The 16998-nt window shown below is 60.3% G+C and carries 16 protein-coding genes; 9 read left to right on the top strand and 7 right to left on the bottom strand.

All coding sequences use genetic code 11. The features are described 5' to 3' along the window. The gene (locus WHX55_RS18935) at positions 1 to 354 is read left to right on the top strand and encodes a DUF1428 domain-containing protein (RefSeq protein ID WP_150725407.1); all 354 of its coding nucleotides are present in this window, start codon (positions 1 to 3) and stop codon (positions 352 to 354) included. A 14-nt stretch (positions 355 to 368) separates the two neighbouring features. On the opposite strand, the gene WHX55_RS18930 is transcribed toward WHX55_RS18935, so the two are convergent. Continuing rightward, entirely contained in the window at positions 369 to 563 is a 195-nt protein-coding gene (locus WHX55_RS18930; protein WP_056727280.1) for a hypothetical protein, read from the bottom strand. Between the two features lie 122 nt (positions 564 to 685). Between WHX55_RS18930 and thpR the strand changes: the two genes are divergently transcribed. Then, a complete protein-coding gene (gene thpR, locus WHX55_RS18925; RefSeq protein WP_150725408.1) occupies positions 686 to 1234 on the top strand; it encodes an RNA 2',3'-cyclic phosphodiesterase in 549 nt (182 codons plus the stop codon). Between the two features lie 250 nt (positions 1235 to 1484). Here the strand turns inward: thpR and WHX55_RS18920 are convergent, their stop codons facing one another. From WHX55_RS18920 to WHX55_RS18900, 5 genes are all read right to left on the bottom strand, one after another. Then, entirely contained in the window at positions 1485 to 2582 is a 1098-nt protein-coding gene (locus WHX55_RS18920) for a polyamine ABC transporter substrate-binding protein (RefSeq protein ID WP_150752833.1), read from the bottom strand. Between the two features lie 184 nt (positions 2583 to 2766). Continuing rightward, positions 2767 to 3651: an ABC transporter permease subunit gene (locus WHX55_RS18915; protein WP_150752832.1), complete on the bottom strand. Its 885-nt coding sequence runs from the start codon at positions 3649 to 3651 to the stop codon at positions 2767 to 2769. After that, the gene (locus WHX55_RS18910) at positions 3648 to 4562 is read right to left on the bottom strand and encodes an ABC transporter permease subunit (protein ID WP_056727966.1); all 915 of its coding nucleotides are present in this window, start codon (positions 4560 to 4562) and stop codon (positions 3648 to 3650) included. The genes WHX55_RS18915 and WHX55_RS18910 overlap by 4 nt, the downstream gene beginning before the upstream one ends. After that, positions 4559 to 5701 carry a polyamine ABC transporter ATP-binding protein gene (gene potA, locus WHX55_RS18905; protein WP_150725412.1) on the bottom strand — a complete coding sequence of 381 codons (1143 nt, stop codon included), beginning with the start codon at positions 5699 to 5701 and terminating at the stop codon, positions 4559 to 4561. Before potA ends, WHX55_RS18910 begins: the two co-directional genes overlap by 4 nt. Positions 5702 to 6067: 366 nt before the next feature. Next, positions 6068 to 6829, bottom strand: a complete 762-nt coding sequence (locus WHX55_RS18900) for a gamma-glutamyl-gamma-aminobutyrate hydrolase family protein (RefSeq protein WP_150725413.1) — start codon at positions 6827 to 6829, stop codon at positions 6068 to 6070. Between the two features lie 282 nt (positions 6830 to 7111). Here WHX55_RS18900 and WHX55_RS18895 point away from each other — a divergent pair, with 282 nt between their 5' ends. From WHX55_RS18895 to WHX55_RS18880, 4 genes are all read left to right on the top strand, one after another. Further along, entirely contained in the window at positions 7112 to 8488 is a 1377-nt protein-coding gene (locus tag WHX55_RS18895; protein WP_150725414.1) for a glutamine synthetase family protein, read from the top strand. 208 nt (positions 8489 to 8696) lie between these two features. Beyond that, complete coding sequence (locus WHX55_RS18890; protein WP_151214738.1) at positions 8697 to 10187, top strand: aldehyde dehydrogenase; 1491 nt, start codon at positions 8697 to 8699, stop codon at positions 10185 to 10187. Positions 10188 to 10240: 53 nt separating this feature from the next. Next, positions 10241 to 11539, top strand: coding sequence for an FAD-binding oxidoreductase (locus WHX55_RS18885; RefSeq protein WP_150752829.1), 1299 nt, complete (start codon positions 10241 to 10243; stop codon positions 11537 to 11539). Positions 11540 to 11942: 403 nt separating this feature from the next. Continuing rightward, positions 11943 to 12491 carry a cupin domain-containing protein gene (locus WHX55_RS18880; RefSeq protein ID WP_046042404.1) on the top strand — a complete coding sequence of 183 codons (549 nt, stop codon included), beginning with the start codon at positions 11943 to 11945 and terminating at the stop codon, positions 12489 to 12491. Between the two features lie 129 nt (positions 12492 to 12620). Here the strand turns inward: WHX55_RS18880 and WHX55_RS18875 are convergent, their stop codons facing one another. Then, positions 12621 to 13328 carry a CatB-related O-acetyltransferase gene (locus WHX55_RS18875; protein ID WP_353741032.1) on the bottom strand — a complete coding sequence of 236 codons (708 nt, stop codon included), beginning with the start codon at positions 13326 to 13328 and terminating at the stop codon, positions 12621 to 12623. A 349-nt stretch (positions 13329 to 13677) separates the two neighbouring features. Here WHX55_RS18875 and WHX55_RS18870 point away from each other — a divergent pair, with 349 nt between their 5' ends. The 3 genes from WHX55_RS18870 (at position 13678) to WHX55_RS18860 (ending at position 16983) form a co-directional block, all read left to right on the top strand. Continuing rightward, the gene (locus WHX55_RS18870) at positions 13678 to 14142 is read left to right on the top strand and encodes an anti-virulence regulator CigR family protein (protein WP_353741031.1); all 465 of its coding nucleotides are present in this window, start codon (positions 13678 to 13680) and stop codon (positions 14140 to 14142) included. Positions 14143 to 14262: 120 nt separating this feature from the next. Continuing rightward, positions 14263 to 14781, top strand: coding sequence for a hypothetical protein (locus WHX55_RS18865; RefSeq protein ID WP_353741030.1), 519 nt, complete (start codon positions 14263 to 14265; stop codon positions 14779 to 14781). A gap of 282 nt (positions 14782 to 15063) precedes the next feature. Next, positions 15064 to 16983: a tyrosine-protein phosphatase gene (locus tag WHX55_RS18860; RefSeq protein WP_150752824.1), complete on the top strand. Its 1920-nt coding sequence runs from the start codon at positions 15064 to 15066 to the stop codon at positions 16981 to 16983. Positions 16984 to 16998 lie beyond the last annotated feature (15 nt).

Here is a 16998-nt window from a genome sequence, read left to right as displayed (position 1 = left end):
ATGTCTTACGTCGATGGTTTTATCGCTGCCGTACCCTCCGCCAACCGCGGGCAATACATCAAGCACGCCGAAATCGCCGCCTCGATCTTCAAGGAAAACGGTGCCTTGAGCGTGGTCGAATGCTGGGGCGAGGATGTCCCGGAAGGCAAGGTCACCTCGTTTCCAATGTCGGTGAAGCTCAAGGAAGGCGAAACCGTGGCCTTCGGCTGGATCGTCTGGCCGGACAAGGCCACCCGCAATGCCGGGATGGACAGGATGATGCAGGACCCGCGCATGAAGCCGGACGTCAATCCGATGCCCTTCGACGGCCAGCGCATGGTGTACGGCGGGTTCGAAGTACTCCTCAAGGCCTGACGCCGCACGCGGGATCACTCCGGCGTCGGGGTGATCCTGCAACTCTTGCGCTGGCGGATTTCGTCGTCCGTCGGCCGCTCGCGGATGAACTCGAAGCGCGGTTCACCTTCGCTGTAATGCACCAGCCAGCCCCATTCCAGCTTGAGCTCATCCTGGCCGGGCTCGGGCGGTCTGGCCCACCATGGTTCCTTGCTGATGATCTGTCGCATGGCCCCCTCCGGTTTTTCGGGATGCTGAAACTATAACCTGCATGCCCCTCGGCGCCACAAATGCGCTGGTCGGCAAGCGGGTGTTGAGTACACTCAGGCAGTCTTCCCAGGAGGTGCCCGGCATGAACGACGAATCCCGCGAGCCGTTCAAGCGTCTGTTCTTTGCGCTGAACTGCGCCCCGGCCCAGCGCCGGGAGATCGCGCGGTGGCGCAGTGCGCTGCAACTGCGCAACGGACGGCCGGTGCCGGCGGAAAACTTTCACCTGACGCTGAAGTTTTTGGGGGCGGTGGGCGTGGCGCAGATTGCCGAGATCTGCACCGCTGCGGCGTCGATCCGTACACCGGGCGAGCGCTTGACGGTGGTGCTGGATCGGCTGGACGTGTGGCGCCGGGCAGGGGCGCTGGTGCTCGCGCCGGAGCAGGCGTCCCCGGCATTGCTACGCCTGGTGTATGCCCTGGAGCAGGCGATGTTGCCGTTCGGGCTGGAGGAAGCTCCAAGGGAGTACCGTCCGCACCTGACCCTGGCACGGCAGTATCGAGCGCCGGTACCGGAGTCCGCGACACCCCCCGAATTCTTCCTGCGAGCTGATCGATTCACCCTGTTCGAATCCCACAAGGGACGTTATCGGGCGCTGGCCGAATGGCCGCTGCTTGATTTTGACCGCTCATAAAAAAGGCGCCCGAGGGCGCCAAAATTCACCTGAACCGAGGGAACCAGGTGAGGCCGTTCTACTTGCAGGAGAGGCAGCGGTGGTAAGGCGCTGCGTGAACGGAAATTGGTAAAGCTGAAATGTGTGCTGGATGTTCTGGCCTCATCGCGAGCAGGCTCGCTCCCACAGGGGGGAGCGTCGTTCACATATCACGGGTTCAACACGGACCAATGTGGGAGCGAGCCTGCTCGCGAAGGCATTTGCGAGTGAATTACTGGCCGAGTTTCACCTTGGTCCAGCCACGGGTCATGACCCGCTGGACGGCAATCGGCTGGTCCGGCACGGCATAGAGCGTCGCCATAACCGCTTCCGGCGGGTAGGAGCCCGGATCGTTGCGGATCGCTTCATCGACCAGTGGCGTGGCCGCCGCGTTGGCGTTGCTGTAGCCGATGTTGTTGGTGATGTCGGCAATCACGTCGGGGCGCATCAGGAAGTTCATGAACAGGTAAGCGTTCTCGACGTTGGCGGCATCGCGGGGGATGGCGAGCATGTCGTAGAAACTGGCGGCGCCTTCTTTCGGGATGCTGTAGTCGATCTTCACCTTGTCCCCGGCTTCCTGGGCGCGGGCCTTGGCCTGCAGCACGTCGCCGGAGTAACCGACGGCCACGCAGATGTTGCCGTTGGCCAGGTCCGAGATGTATTTCGACGAGTGGAAGTACGCCACGTTCGGGCGAATCCTCATGAACAGCGCCTCGGCTTCGGCGATGTGCTGTTTGTCCTGATCGTTCACCGGGTAGCCCAGGTAGTGCAGGGCGGTCGGGATCATTTCAGTCGGCGAATCGAGGAAACTGATGCCGCAGGCTTTGAGCTTCTCGGCGTTTTCCGGTTTGAACAGCAGGTCCCAGGAGTTGGTCGGGGCGTTGGCGCCGAGCACTTCCTTGACCTTCTGCGGGTTGAAGCCGATGCCGATCGAGCCCCACATGTACGGGATGGCGTGGGCGTTTTCGGGATCGCTGGCGGAGGCGTTTTTCAGCAGCACCGGGTTGAGGTTTTTCCAGTTCGACAGCTTCGACTTGTCCAGTTCCTGATAGACGCCGGCCTTGATCTGCTTGGCCAGGAAGCTGTTGGACGGCACGACGATGTCGTAGCCGGATTTACCCGCCAGCAGGCGTGCCTCAAGGGTTTCGTTGCTGTCGAAGACATCGTAGGTCACCTGGATGCCGGTTTCGTCTTCGAACTTCTTGACGGTGTCCGGGCCAATGTAATCCGACCAGTTGTAGACGCGCAGAACCTTGTCATTGGCCTGGGCGCCAGTGGCGATTGCGCCCAATAAGGACAGTGTCAGCAGAGTCCTGCCAAACATTTTCATCGGTACAACTCCATTTCTTTTTTATTCAAAAACACAAAACCTGTGGCGAGAGCGCTCATTTGTAGGAGCGAGCCTGCTCGCGAAAAACACAAGGACGCCGCGTTAATTCAGACAGCCCACGTCATCGTTTACGTCCATCGTCGGATCGCCGCCCGGAGCAAGCTCGCTCCTACAGGAGGCGGCACTAGGCCGTCGCTCCTGCCATTTTCTTTTCAGGCTGCTGCCAGGATTCGCTGGTGGTCTGGTCCATGGCTTCCTGGATCGCGCGCTTACGGCTGGCTTCGGCACGGCGGCTGAAGTACCAGACCATGAAGGTCACGATCGACACGGCCAACAGGATCAGGCTGGCCACGGCGTTGATTTCGGGCTTGACCCCCAGGCGCACCGCCGAGAACACTTCCATCGGCAGGGTCGTGGAACCCGGGCCCGACACGAAGCTCGCCAGCACCAGGTCATCGAGGGACAACGCGAACGACATCATGCCGCCGGCCGCCAGTGACGGCGCGATCATCGGAATGGTGATCAGGAAAAACACCTTGAACGGCTTCGCACCCAGGTCCATGGCCGCTTCTTCGATGGACAGGTCCAGTTCGCGAAGGCGGGCGGAGACTACCACCGCCACATAGGCGGCACAAAACGTGGTGTGGGCGATCCAGATCGTGACGATGCCACGCTCCATCGGCCAGCCGATCAACTGCGCCATGGCCACGAACAGCAGCAACAGCGACAGACCGGTGATCACTTCAGGCATCACCAGCGGCGCGGTGACCAGGCCGCCGAACAGCGTGCGACCCTTGAAACGCGTAACGCGCGTCAGGACGAACGCGGCTAACGTCCCTAGTGCGACTGCCGCAATCGCGGTGTAGCAGGCGATTTCCAGCGAGCGTCCCACCGAGCCCATCAACTGGCTGTTGTCGAGCAAACCGGCGTACCACTTGATCGACCAGCCACCCCACACCGTCACCAGCTTCGAGGCGTTGAACGAGTAGATCACCAGAATCAGCATCGGCAGGTAGATAAACGACAGGCCGAAAATCAGCATGAACTTTGAAAATCCGAAGCGTTTCATCCCCGTGCCTCCATCTCTTTGGCCTGGCTGCGGTTGAACAGCAGAATCGGCACAATCAGGATCAACAGCATCACCACCGCCAGGGCGGACGCCACCGGCCAGTCGCGGTTGTTGAAGAACTCTTGCCACAACACACGGCCGATCATCAGGGTTTCCGGGCCGCCCAGCAGTTCCGGAATCACGAACTCACCGACCACCGGAATGAACACCAGCATGCAACCGGCGATGATGCCGTTCTTGGCCAAAGGCACGGTGATTTTCCAGAAGCTGTTGAAGGTGCTCGAACCCAGGTCCGATGCGGCTTCCAGCAGGCTTTGGTCATGCTTGACCAGGTTGGCGTACAACGGCAGCACCATGAACGGCAGATACGCATACACCACGCCGATGTAGACGGCGATGTTGGTGTTGAGGATCTCGATCGGGTGCGACGTCAGCCCGGTCCACATCAGGAACCCATTGAGCAGGCCGTTGTTGCTGAGGATGCCCATCCACGCGTAAACGCGGATCAGGATCGCGGTCCAGGTCGGCATCATGATCAGCAGCATCAGCACGTTCTGCGCTTCCTTGCTGGCCTTGGTGATGGCGTAGGCCATCGGGAAACCGATCACCAGGCACATCACAGTGCTGAAAAACGCCACCTTCAACGAACCCAGGTAGGCGGACAGGTACAGCTCATCCTCGCCCAGCAGGGTGTAGTTGCCGATGTTGAGCAACAGCTGGAATTTCTGCTCGGCGTAGGTGTAGATCTCCGAGTAGGGCGGAATGGCCAGGGCCGCTTCCGAGAAGCTGATCTTCATCACCAAAAAGAACGGCAGCATGAAGAACAGGAACAGCCAGATGAACGGAATCCCGATGACGAACTTGCGCCCGCTGGGGACCCACCTCAGGAATTGCTGATTGAAGGTTTTCATGCGCGCAGTACCACGCCGCTGTCGTCTTCCCACCACACGTAGACCTGATCGTCCCAGGTCGGACGCGCACCACGGCGTTCGGCGTTGGCCATGAACGACTGGACGATCTTGCCCCCAGGCAGCTCGACGTAGAACACCGAGTGGCCGCCGAGGTAGGCGATGTCATGCACTTTGCCGGCGGACCAGTTGTAGCGGTTTTCGGGCTTGACGGTGCTGACCAGCAGTTTTTCCGGGCGGATCGCGTAGGTGATCGACTTGTCCTGCACCGACGTGCTGACGCCGTGACCGACGTAGATCTTCTGCGCAAGATCCGGGCTGTGGATGATCGCGTGACCTTCCAGGTCCTCGACCACGGTGCCGTCGAAGGCGTTCACGTTGCCGATGAATTCGCAGACCATGCGGCTGACCGGTGCTTCATAAATGTCCACCGGGCTGCCGATCTGGGCGATCCAGCCCAGGTGCATGATCGCGATGCGCTGGGCCATGGTCATGGCCTCTTCCTGGTCGTGGGTCACCATCACGCAGGTCACGCCGACGCGCTCGATGATCTCGACAAGTTCAAGCTGCATCTGCGAACGCAGCTTTTTATCCAGTGCGCCCATCGGTTCGTCGAGCAACAGCAGCTTCGGACGCTTGGCCAGGGAACGGGCCAGGGCCACGCGCTGACGCTGGCCGCCGGACAGTTGGTGCGGCTTGCGCTTGGCGTACTGGGTCATGTGCACCAGGCGCAGCATCTCCTGCACCCGGGCGTCGATTTCGGCCGCTGGCAAACGGTCCTGCTTGAGGCCGAAGGCGATGTTCTGCGCCACCGTCATGTGCGGGAACAGCGCGTAGGACTGGAACATCATGTTGATCGGTCGTTCGTACGGAGGCATGTCGGTGATGTCGACGCCGTCGAGCAGAATCCGGCCTTCGGTCGGGCGCTCGAAACCGGCGAGCATGCGCAGCAGGGTCGATTTTCCGGAACCGGAACCACCGAGCAGGGCGAAGATTTCACCCTGGTGGATTTCCAGGGACACATCGTCCACGGCGGTGGTTTCGTCGAACTTCTTGGTGACGCGATCGATTTTCACCAACACCTTTTTCGGTGCCTGGTGACCCTCAAGAGCCTTCCTGTAGATGCTGGAGGCGTTTGCCATGTGAAACTCCCAACAGGTTTCAGTCGCCCGGCCAACACGGCCCGGCTTAATAGTGGATTGCAAACCCGTATCGGGGACTTCGGTCATAACGCAGATCCTGTGGGAGCGAGCTTGCTCGCGATGAGGCCGGCACAATCGACATTGATGTCGCCTGACACACCGCTATCGCGAGCAAGCTCGCTCCCACAGGGTTTTGCGTTTGCTGATCGAACTCACCCATACCGCTCGGGTTTATTCGGCGCCGCCATCCTGGCTGCCTGGTCGTACTTGTTGTTATTGCAGTGTGTTGTTTTCGCGAGCGGGGCACGCACAAGCGCCTGCCCGCTCGCGTTGGGCAGTTAATCGTTGAATGTGGGTATCAGTTCGTCAGCTCGAGTGACGCAGTGCCGCCCGTTGCCGGCAGGCTTCGCCGAACGCCTGGAAAATACTCAGATAAGGAGGGTTGTTCAGCACTTGCCATTCCGGGTGCCATTGCACGCCGAGGGCAAACGCCTGGCTGTGTTCGACCGAGATCGCCTCGATCAGGCCATCGGGTGCGACGGCTTCGGCGCGCAGGCCGGGCGCGAGGCGGTCGATGCCCTGGCTGTGAATCGAATTGACCTGGAACACCGCAGGCAGGTCCAGCGCTTCGAACACACCACCGGGCTGCACATTCACCCCGTGAGCGGGAGCGTATTGCACGGCCAGGTCCGGATGGTCGGCCTCGCGATGGTCGAGGAAGCCAGGCAGTTCATGGACCTTCTGATGCAGGCTGCCACCGAACGCCACGTTCATCTCCTGGAAGCCACGGCAGATGCCGAGCACCGGCACGCCCGCTGCAATAGCGGCGCGGATCAGGGGAAGGGTGGTGGCATCCCGCGCCGGATCATGATCCGTGCCGGGGGCGCTGTCGGGGCCTTGATAGTGGAAGGGTTCCACGTTCGAAGGCGAGCCGGTCAGCAACAGACCGTCGAGCTGCGGCAGCAGGTCATCGATGTCGGTCAGGTCGCCTAAGGAAGGAATAACGACGGGCAGCCCCAGTGCGGCAACGCTGACAGCACGCAAGTACTTGTCACCGCTGATGTGGTAGGGGTGCAGGCCAATCTGTTTGACGCATGCAGTAACGCCGATCAATGGCTTGAATGCCATTTTTATCACCTCGAAGTTTCACACTTGAACGAGCTTTTCTGGAGCTTAGCCTTGTTGATTTTAATTAACAACTCTCATGTAAAAAATTCTAAACGCCGCACGTCCGATCTTCAGGATTTACGCGTGTTCGAGGGCGTATCTGGCACTCTCGTCCCCTGATAGGCCCGAAAATAAACGTTGAAAGGCCAAGTGTTCGCTATTGACTTCACTTTGCCTTTCGGATTGACTGGGCTCGTGAAAGGGCGGTGAACATAATAATTAACAGTAAAAAATAGGTGCATCATGTCGGTCCCTCTGCGTACCGTTCAACTCAACGAAGCAAACGCATTCCTTAAGAAATATCCTGAGGTTTTGTACGTCGACCTTCTGATTGCGGATATGAACGGTGTGGTGCGCGGTAAGCGCATCGAACGCACCAGTCTTCATAAGGTTTACGAGAAAGGCATCAACCTGCCTGCGTCCCTGTTTGCTCTGGACATCAATGGTTCCACGGTGGAAAGCACCGGCCTGGGTCTGGACATCGGCGATGCCGACCGGATCTGCTACCCGATCCCCGGCACCCTCAGCATCGAGCCTTGGCAGAAGCGCCCAACCGCGCAACTGCTGATGACCATGCACGAAATCGAAGGTCAGCCGTTCTTCGCCGACCCGCGTGAAGTACTGGCCAATATCGTGCGCAAGTTCGACGACCTTGGCCTGACCATCTGCGCCGCGTTCGAGCTGGAGTTCTACCTGATCGACCAGGACAACGTGAACGGTCGTCCGCAATCGCCACGTTCACCGGTATCCGGCAAGCGTCCGATGTCGACCCAGGTGTATCTGATCGACGACCTCGACGAATACGTCGACTGCCTGCAAGACATCCTCGAAGGCGCGAAAGAGCAGGGCATCCCGGCTGACGCCATCGTCAAGGAAAGCGCCCCGGCGCAATTCGAAGTCAACCTGCATCACGTGGCTGACCCGATCAAGGCGTGCGACTACGCCGTCCTGCTCAAGCGTCTGGTGAAGAACATCGCCTACGACCACGAGATGGACACCACCTTCATGGCCAAGCCGTATCCGGGCCAGGCGGGCAACGGTCTGCACGTGCACATTTCGATTCTCGACAAAGAAGGCAACAACATCTTTGCCAGCGAGGATCCCGAGCAGAACGCCGCGCTGCGACACGCGATCGGCGGTGTGCTCGAGACCCTGCCGGCGCAGATGGCGTTCCTTTGCCCGAACGTTAACTCCTACCGCCGTTTCGGCGCGCAGTTCTATGTACCGAACTCGCCGAGCTGGGGCATCGACAACCGCACCGTGGCCGTGCGTGTACCAACCGGTTCGCCGGACGCCGTGCGCATCGAACACCGCGTGGCTGGTGCCGACGCCAACCCATACCTGTTGATGGCTTCGGTATTGGCAGGCGTGCATCACGGCCTGACCAACCAGATCGAACCGGGCGCCCCGGTGGAAGGCAACAGCTACGAGCAGAACGAGCAGAGCCTGCCGAACAACCTGCGCGATGCCCTGCGCGAGCTGGACGACAGCGAAGTCATGGCGCGCTACATCGACCCGATGTACATCGACGTGTTCGTGGCGTGCAAGGAAAGCGAGCTGGCCGAGTTCGAGAACTCCATCTCGGACCTTGAGTACAACTGGTACTTGCATACCGTTTGATGGCCCCGTGGATGGGTGGTGTGTACAGAGCCTGTGCCACCACCAGTCCCCTGTGGGAGCGAGCTTGCTCGCGATGAGGCCGTCACATTCAACATTAATAGTGACTGTTCCACCGCTATCGCGAGCAAGCTCGCTCCCACAGGTACTGCGGCAATCTGATCCATGACCGAATGGCATCAGTCCGACGATCACTTATCGAGTCACAACCATGACAAACACTCGCAGCGATTGGGAGCAGCGCTTCCAGTCCCTAACCATCGAAGGTCGCGCATTCATTGACGGCCAATACTGCGCGGCTGCCAGTGGCGCCACGTTCGAATGCATCAGCCCCGTGGACGGTCGTTTCCTGGCGAACGTCGCCAGCACCGACGAAGCCGACGCCAATGCAGCAGTCGCCGTCGCGCGCCGTACCTTCGAATCCGGCGTCTGGGCCAACCTGGCCCCAGCCGAGCGCAAGCGCATCCTGATCCGTTTCGCCGATCTCATTCTGGCGAACCAGGAAGAACTGGCCCTGCTCGAAACCCTCGACATGGGCAAGCCGATCAGCGACTCCATGAGCATCGACATTCCGGCGACCGCCAACGCGATCCGCTGGACCGCCGAAGCCATCGACAAGATCTACGACGAAGTCGCCGCCACGCCCCAGGATCAGCTTGGCCTGGTGACCCGCGAAGCGGCCGGCGTGGTCGCGGCCATCGTGCCGTGGAACTTCCCGCTGATCATGGCCAGCTGGAAATTCGCCCCGGCCCTGGCGATGGGCAACTCGTTCATCCTCAAGCCTTCGGAAAAATCCCCGCTGACCGCGATCCGCATCGCACAGCTGGCGCTGGATGCCGGCATCCCCAAAGGCGTGTTCAACGTCCTGCCGGGCTACGGCCACACCGTGGGCAAGGCGCTGGCATTGCACATTGACGTCGACGTGCTGGCCTTCACCGGCTCCACGGCGATTGCCAAGCAGCTGATGATCTATGCCGGGCAGAGCAACATGAAACGGGTCTGGGCCGAAGCTGGGGGCAAGAGCGCCAACGTGGTATTCGCCGATGCACCGGACCTGCGCGTCGCCGCACAAGCCGCGGCCGGTGCCATTGCTTTCAACCAGGGCGAAGTCTGCACCGCCGGTTCTCGTTTGCTGGTGGAGCGTTCGATCCGCGAGCAGTTCATTCCGCTGTTGGTGGAAGCCCTGCAAGCCTGGAAGCCAGGCCACGCGCTGGATCCTGCGACCACCGTCGGCGCGGTCGTCGACCAGCGTCAACTGGACAACGTGCTGCGCTACATCGGCATCGGCAAAGAGCAGGGCGCCGAACTGATCGCGGGCGGCAGCCGCACCCTCGAAGACACTGGTGGCCAGTACGTGGAACCGACGATTTTCGACGGCGTGACTAATGCCATGACCATCGCCCGGGAAGAAATCTTCGGCCCGGTGCTGTCGGTCATCACCTTCGATACCTTCGATGAAGCCCTGGCGATTGCCAACGACAGCATCTTCGGCCTGGCCGCCGGCGTATGGACCAGCAACCTGAGCAAGGCCCATACCTTCGCCCGTGGCCTGCGTGCCGGCAGCGTCTGGGTCAACCAATACGACGGCGGCGACATGACCGCGCCGTTCGGCGGGTTCAAGCAGTCGGGTAACGGTCGGGACAAATCGCTGCACGCGTTCGACAAGTACACCGAACTCAAGGCGACCTGGATCAAGCTCTAACACCTTTACAGCGACGGCCGCCGACACACTGTCGGCGACCCTCGGAGAAACGTATGAAACAGAACTCTTCAACACAACAGCATGTAAACAGCTACTACGCCGCCACCCGCAACTTCACCGGCGATTTCCCGGTGCTCGAAGGGGCGGTGGACTGCGACGTCTGCGTGATCGGCGCCGGCTACACCGGCCTGTCCTCGGCCCTGTTCCTCGCTGAAGCGGGCTACAGCGTGACCGTGCTCGAAGCGGCCAAAGTCGGTTTCGGCGCCAGCGGTCGCAACGGCGGCCAACTGGTCAACTCCTACAGCCGCGACGTCGATGTCATCGAAGAGCGCTACGGCGACAAGACTGCCGAAATCCTCGGCAGCATGATTTTCGAAGGCGCCGACATCATCCGTCAGCGCATACAGCACTACGACATCCAGTGCGACTACCGCCCCGGCGGCATCTTCGCGGCGATGAACAAGAAGCAACTCAAGGGCCTGGCCGAGCAGAAGAAGAGCTGGGAACGCTATGGCAACAAGAACCTGAAAATGCTCGACGCGGCCGACATCAAGCGCGAAGTCGGTTCCGATGCCTACGTCGGCGGCCTGCTGGACATGCAGGGCGGCCACATTCACCCGCTGAACCTGGCCCTCGGTGAGGCTTCGGCGATCATTGGCCTGGGCGGCAAGATCTACGAGCAATCGGCGGCGGTGGAAATCACCTACGGCGAACCGATCACTGTGCGCACTGCAAAAGGCGTGGTGAAGGCCAAGTACCTGCTGATCGCCGGTAATGCCTACCTGCCGCAGGGCCTGGACAACCGCGTGACCAGCAAGAGCATGCCGTGCGGTTCGCAGATCGTCGTCACCGAGCCGTTGTCGGAAAAGCAGGCCCGCAGCCTGATCAAGAACAACTACTGCGTCGAAGACTGCAACTACCTGCTCGACTACTACCGCCTGACCGCCGACAACCGCCTGCTGTACGGCGGTGGCGTGGTCTACGGTGCGCGCGAGCCGGACGACATCGAACAACTGATCCGCCCGAAGATCCTCAAGACCTTCCCGCAATTGAAGGACGTGAAGATCGATTACCGCTGGACCGGCAACTTCCTGCTGACCATGTCGCGCATGCCGCAATTCGGCCGTATCGAGAAGAACGCCTACTACATGCAGGGCTACAGCGGCCACGGCGTCACCTGTTCGCACCTGGCTGGCAAACTGATCTCGGAAATGATCCGTGGCGACGCCGAGCGCTTCGACGCGTTTGCCTCGCTGCCGCACATGCCAATGATCGGCGGGCGCACCTTCTCGGCCCCGTTGACCGCCCTCGGCGCCGTGTACTACTCGCTGCGTGACCGTTTTGGCATCTAAGCTTTACCTCGCCAGCGGCATCTCCCCAAAGGGTGCCGCCGGCTTTTTAATACCAGAAACACCGCGGTCCCCTGTGGGAGCGAGCCTGCTCGCGAAGAGGCCATATCGGCCAAAAAGGATGTCGCCTGACACACCGCTTTCGCGAGCAGGCTCGCCCCCACAGATCGTTTTTTTCTGCCGTTTATCGAACCTGCTGAGCATTATGAACAAACGTGATTTAATAGCCGCCTTTCACGTTTCCGGGACCGGAAAACGGCGTGATCCGCGCCTGCACTCCACCCATCCATTATCCCTGTAGGAGCGAGCCTGCTCGCGAAAGCGTTGGTTCAGTCGACATCAATGTTGAAGGTCAGATCGCAATCGCGAGCAAGCTCGCTCCTACGGGTTGGCACATAAGGCTGTCATGGACACGGGCTCACGACTCAAATTAGTACGCGAAAGCTACAAAATGTCCCAGCGCGAGCTGGCCCGGCGTAGCGGCGTCACCAATGCAACCATCTCCCTGATCGAACAGAATCGGGTCAGTCCTTCCGTCAGCTCCCTGAAGAAATTGCTGGAGGGCATCCCCATGTCCCTGGCCGACTTCTTCACCTTCGATCAGCCACCGCGCGAACACCAGTACGTCTTCCGCGCCAACGAACAGCCCGACCTTGGCCGCCATGGCCTGCGCCTGCTGCTGATCGGCGCGTCCGTGCCAAGCCGGCAGATGCGCTTGCTGCGCGAGCAATACGCACCGGGCGCCAGCTCGGGCGAAGAGCCGATCGTGCATTCCGAAGGCGAGGAGTGTGGGTTGGTGACACGGGGCACCGTGGAATTGACCGTGGATGGCCAAGTGAGTGTGCTCAACGCCGGGGATGGCTATTACTTCCCGACGACCTTGCCGCACCGGTTTCGCAATATCGGGGCGGATGAAGCGGAAATCATCAGCGCCAACACACCGGCGAACTTCTGATAACCGCTTTGCGGGCAGGGTTCATCAGGAACCAGTCGTTAAAACCCGCAGCTGATGCGGGTTTTTTTATCATTCGAATCTGGTGACTGCCAGGCATCTTGAATGTGCAGCGTTGGTCATTCCCGCTGCTCAGGACGAAACACTGCACCCTTTGCGGGTTATTTCGATCTGTTGGTAGTCGGCACGGTTATCTTTCTGCTGGGTGGCCAACAGAGCCAAAGTGGCTTGCGGATCATTGAGCGGTAATGTCTTGAGTACCTCGACATCGACATCCCACCACTTGCTGTCGATCAGCGCCTCAATCAACTCGGGTGTGTGCCGATACTTGACGACTTTTGCCGGGGTGCCGGCAACAATGGCGTACGGTGGCACGTCATGGGCAACCAGGGCGCGGGTTGCGATGACTGCGCCGGTGCCAATGGTCACGCCTTCCAGGATCATCGCGCTATGGCCGATCCAGACGTCATGCCCAATCGTGATGTCCGCAACCTCCGGGTCGTAAACCAGCGCGGTGTCGGTATATTGAAAGGGATGTGAACTGAGCCAGTCCAACGGATGGGAGCTCTTTTGTTGGCCGATAAAACAGCTGCTACTGATGGAGCAAAACCTGCCAATGGAGGAGACCGCCGAAAGGAAGCAGTCACTGCGGATATAGGTATGGGCACCGATTTCCAGCTTTTTTGACTCTATGACCACATGCCCAAGCGTCACGCCTTCTTCAATGGTCAGTGTCGTTCTTTTGTGCAGTGACAATAAACCGCCCGCCACTTTGCATTTGTGTTTGCGAATCCATCTTTTCCAGTAACTATTTCGCAAATAACTGATTATTTTTTTCATGAAAGGCTGTCTTGGATATCCGATACAGGGCAGGGCAGGGCAGGGCAGGGCCTGGCCTTATGAGCCAACAGTCGAGTCTAAATGAATCGGCCGGGGAGATGAATTTTTTAGAAGTTTTCAAAAACCGCTTTTGTGTCTCTCAGCCGCTGATCAGTGCAGGTGTCAGGGATGTGCGATGAGGAGGCGCAGTGAGATGCCTATAATCGACAAGCCCCATCCTTCGGCAAACACCTGCAAGGCTTCGATCGGATGAGCGTAGACGGTTTGGTGGTTGGTGACTTGATGGAACCAACTTCGTCTATAACGTCTAAATATTCAGGGAATATTCCCCACCACGAAGGAATGAATCATGTTCAGGACTCGATCATTGATTGCAGCTGTTACCTGTTTGACTCTGGTCTGCGGCTCGGTGACGGCGCTGGCTGATCCCGGTAATGGCCAGGGTAGCGGGAAGGTCACCCATGGCAACCAGGGCCAGGGCAACCAGGGTGGTCATGGCAACAAGAACAAAAGTTCCGGCGGCGGTGGGGACTGGAGCAATGGCCCGAGCATCAACCGGAGCAGCGTGCTCGAGATCATTGGCGTGAATACCGGCTACTGGAGCCCCGGACCCGACTTGCCACCGGGTATTCAAAAGAATCTTGCCCGAGGCAAACCACTTCCACCTGGCATCGCCAAAAAACTGGATGGCCGACTGGTCGGCAGGCTGCCCCACTATGATGGCTACGAATGGCAGCAAGTCGGCACGGACCTGATCCTGGTTGCGCTGGCCACCGGGCTTGTCTATGAAATTCTCAACGGTGCGTTTGATTAACGTGTGGAAGGTAGTCTTCTCGTTGTTTCAAGGTGCTCCAGCCGTTTGTCGTGGTACTTGAACTGTTGGAGGGATATCGCGTCATACGTCACGCGATATCAACCTCCTACGGAAGCAATCATGCTTTTTAAAAACAAGAGTCTCGTTGCTGTAATGTCATGCGCCATGATGCTTGCAGCCGCCCCGTTACTCCCTGATGGCTTGTCGATCATGGGTTCCGCATACGCGAAAGACGGCGGTGGCGGCGGTGGTGGTGGCGGAAACGGCGGCGGTGGCGGTGGCGGCGGTGGAAACGGCGGCGGTGGCGGCGGCGGAAACGGTGGCGGAAATGGCGGAGGCCACGGCGGCGGTATGGGTGGCGGACACGCCGGCTCAGGCCACTCCGGCAGTAACGGCCGCGGCAACGGGCTGGACAGCGACCATGCCGGCAAGTCCGTGCGCGACCGTGGCCTCAGTGGGAACCACTACGGTAGTGAGCGCAATGATGATAACGGTCATGGCACCACGACCTCAGGCCTCGCCCACTCCGATACCCGTGGCGTTGCCAAGGCCAGGGCGATTTCGGCCTCTACGCCGGGTGAGCACAATACCAAAGGCTTGAGTAAAGCCGGGCTGTCGACCTCGAAAAAGTCCCATTGAGTTCGCGGTTGTAGAAATCAGTTTCTGAAAAGCCAAAAACCCGCTGAAAGGCGGGTTTTTTGCAACTGGAATTTGATCACCGGACATTGCGCAGCTCGCTTCCCAACGGCATATCATCATTTCCGGCACCAAAGTTGGCCGCACAACGGGCATTACACGGACAGAAAACGAGCCACCCGGACACATCGCGCAGTGATTTGCGTTTGCCGGCGATTTGTCATGTTCAGCGCCATTTCAATGTAGATATTAGTCAGCCCAACGCGATTTCAATGAGGCTGCACTGTGTTCCAACGACTTGTGTGTTCGCTGTCTGTTTTGAGCCTGTCTATCTCTGCCGCCCAGGCCGCCGAGACTGTCCCCCTCAACACCCCACGCCTGAAGAGCATCGATAACTTGCGTGATGTCGCCGGTCTCACCACCGCGTATACCACGGCCAACGACGGCACCATGCGTGGCGGGGTGTTTTACCGCTCCAACGCGCTGACGCCGTCGGCGGCGGATCTGGCGACCCTCAACGGCCTGGGCATCAAGGCGGTCTACGACCTGCGCACGCCCAGCGAGATCGCCGCCACGCCCGACACGATGCCCACGGGTGCGACGTACACCAACATCGACATCATCGGCGGTTCCACGTCTGGCGCGAACATCACCAACATCGCGTTCCACAGTGCCGCCGAAGCCACTGCCATGATGCAGGACACCAACCGTGATTTCGTCCGGAACGCGGGGATGCGCAGCGAGTTCAACCAGCTGTTCAATGAGTTGGCCACGGTCGACGGCGCCGCGCTGTTCCATTGCACCGCCGGCAAGGACCGCACGGGCTGGACCGCCGCTGTGCTGCAAAGCATCGCCGGGGTCGACGATGCCACCATCATGAGCAACTACCTGGCGACCAACGACTACACCGCCGCGCGCATCAAGGCGACCATGGCGGCCTTGCCACCGAGCCTGGCGACCATCTATGGGCCGCTGATCGGTGTGGAGGCCAGTTACCTGCAAGCCGGCCTGGACCAGGTGACCGCGCAGTACGGCACGATGGACAACTACCTCAAGCAAGGCCTCGGCCTGTCCCAGGAAACCATCTACGTGCTGCGCGGCAAGATGGTGTTCTACAACAGCCTGCCTGGCGCTGCGGACCTGGCGGGCAACGCCGCGGCCGGCGCGCAGTTGCTGCAGCAACTGCAGAACAGCAACCTGTCGGGCACCTACAGCGCCTATAACTACTACCTGCAGTCGGCCATCGATGCCCGCAGCCTCGGGGGCGTGGAGTCCACCGTCGGCGGTCAGGTGCATGCCGACGCTGCGAGCTACCTGCTGCGCCAGGGCGCGATGATCGAGCAGGCCGCCGCGCCGTTCACCAGCGGCATCGACCTCAAGGCCGGGCAATATCGCCTGTGGAGCACCGCCCTGGCGGGGTATCTGGGCACCGACGGTTCGTCCCAGGCCTCCAGCAGCAACGAGCATAGCCAGGGCATGATGATTGGCCTGACCCAGCGCTTTTCCGAACAGCTCAGCGCCCATGCCGGTTTCGGCTACAGCAGCGGCAATGTCGGTGGCGCAGGTGGCGAGGCCGATACCGACCTGACCTTCTTCAGCGTCGGCGCACGCTTCGCACCGAACGGTCTGGAGCGCGGCCTGTTTGTGGATGCCGATGCCAGCGCCGGCTATCTCGATTACGAGAGCAAGCGCGAACTCGGCGGCGGTCTGGGCACGGCCAAGGGCGACAGCCATGGCAACCTCACCGGCGCGACCCTGGCGCTCGGTTACCGTGTGCCGGTGAACGGCGTGACCCTCGAGCCGAGCCTCGGCGTGCGGATCAGCCACGTCAACCTGTCGGGCTTCCAGGAAAAAGGCAGCGAACTGGCCCTGGACGTCGACGGCATCCACCAGACCCGCAAGAGCGCGGTGGCCAACCTCAACGCATCCTTTGCACCTGTCGGCCTGGGCGCCTGGCAAGTGGTGCCGGGCGTGCAAGTGGGCTACGAGCATGTGTTGGGCGACCCTGAAGTCGACAGCGAAGGGCAGCTGCTGGGCCTGGATATCGAACAGCAAGCCGCCTTCGACAACCGTGACCAGTTCACCGCTGGCGTCAACGTCATGGCCAACCTTGGTCCGTGGAGCGTGGGGGCAGAAATCGGCGCCAGCGGTGGCGGCGACAGCCATGGCTTCAATGGTGGGCTGAAGGCCAGTTATCTGTTCTGACGGTTAGTTGAGGCA

Origin of the sequence: Pseudomonas fluorescens (genome assembly GCF_040448305.1) — a bacterium.
Classification (GTDB): Bacteria; Pseudomonadota; Gammaproteobacteria; order Pseudomonadales; family Pseudomonadaceae; genus Aquipseudomonas; species Aquipseudomonas fluorescens_BH.
Note: the sequence above shows the minus strand (reverse complement) of the source record. Positions and strands in the feature narration are given on the sequence as shown.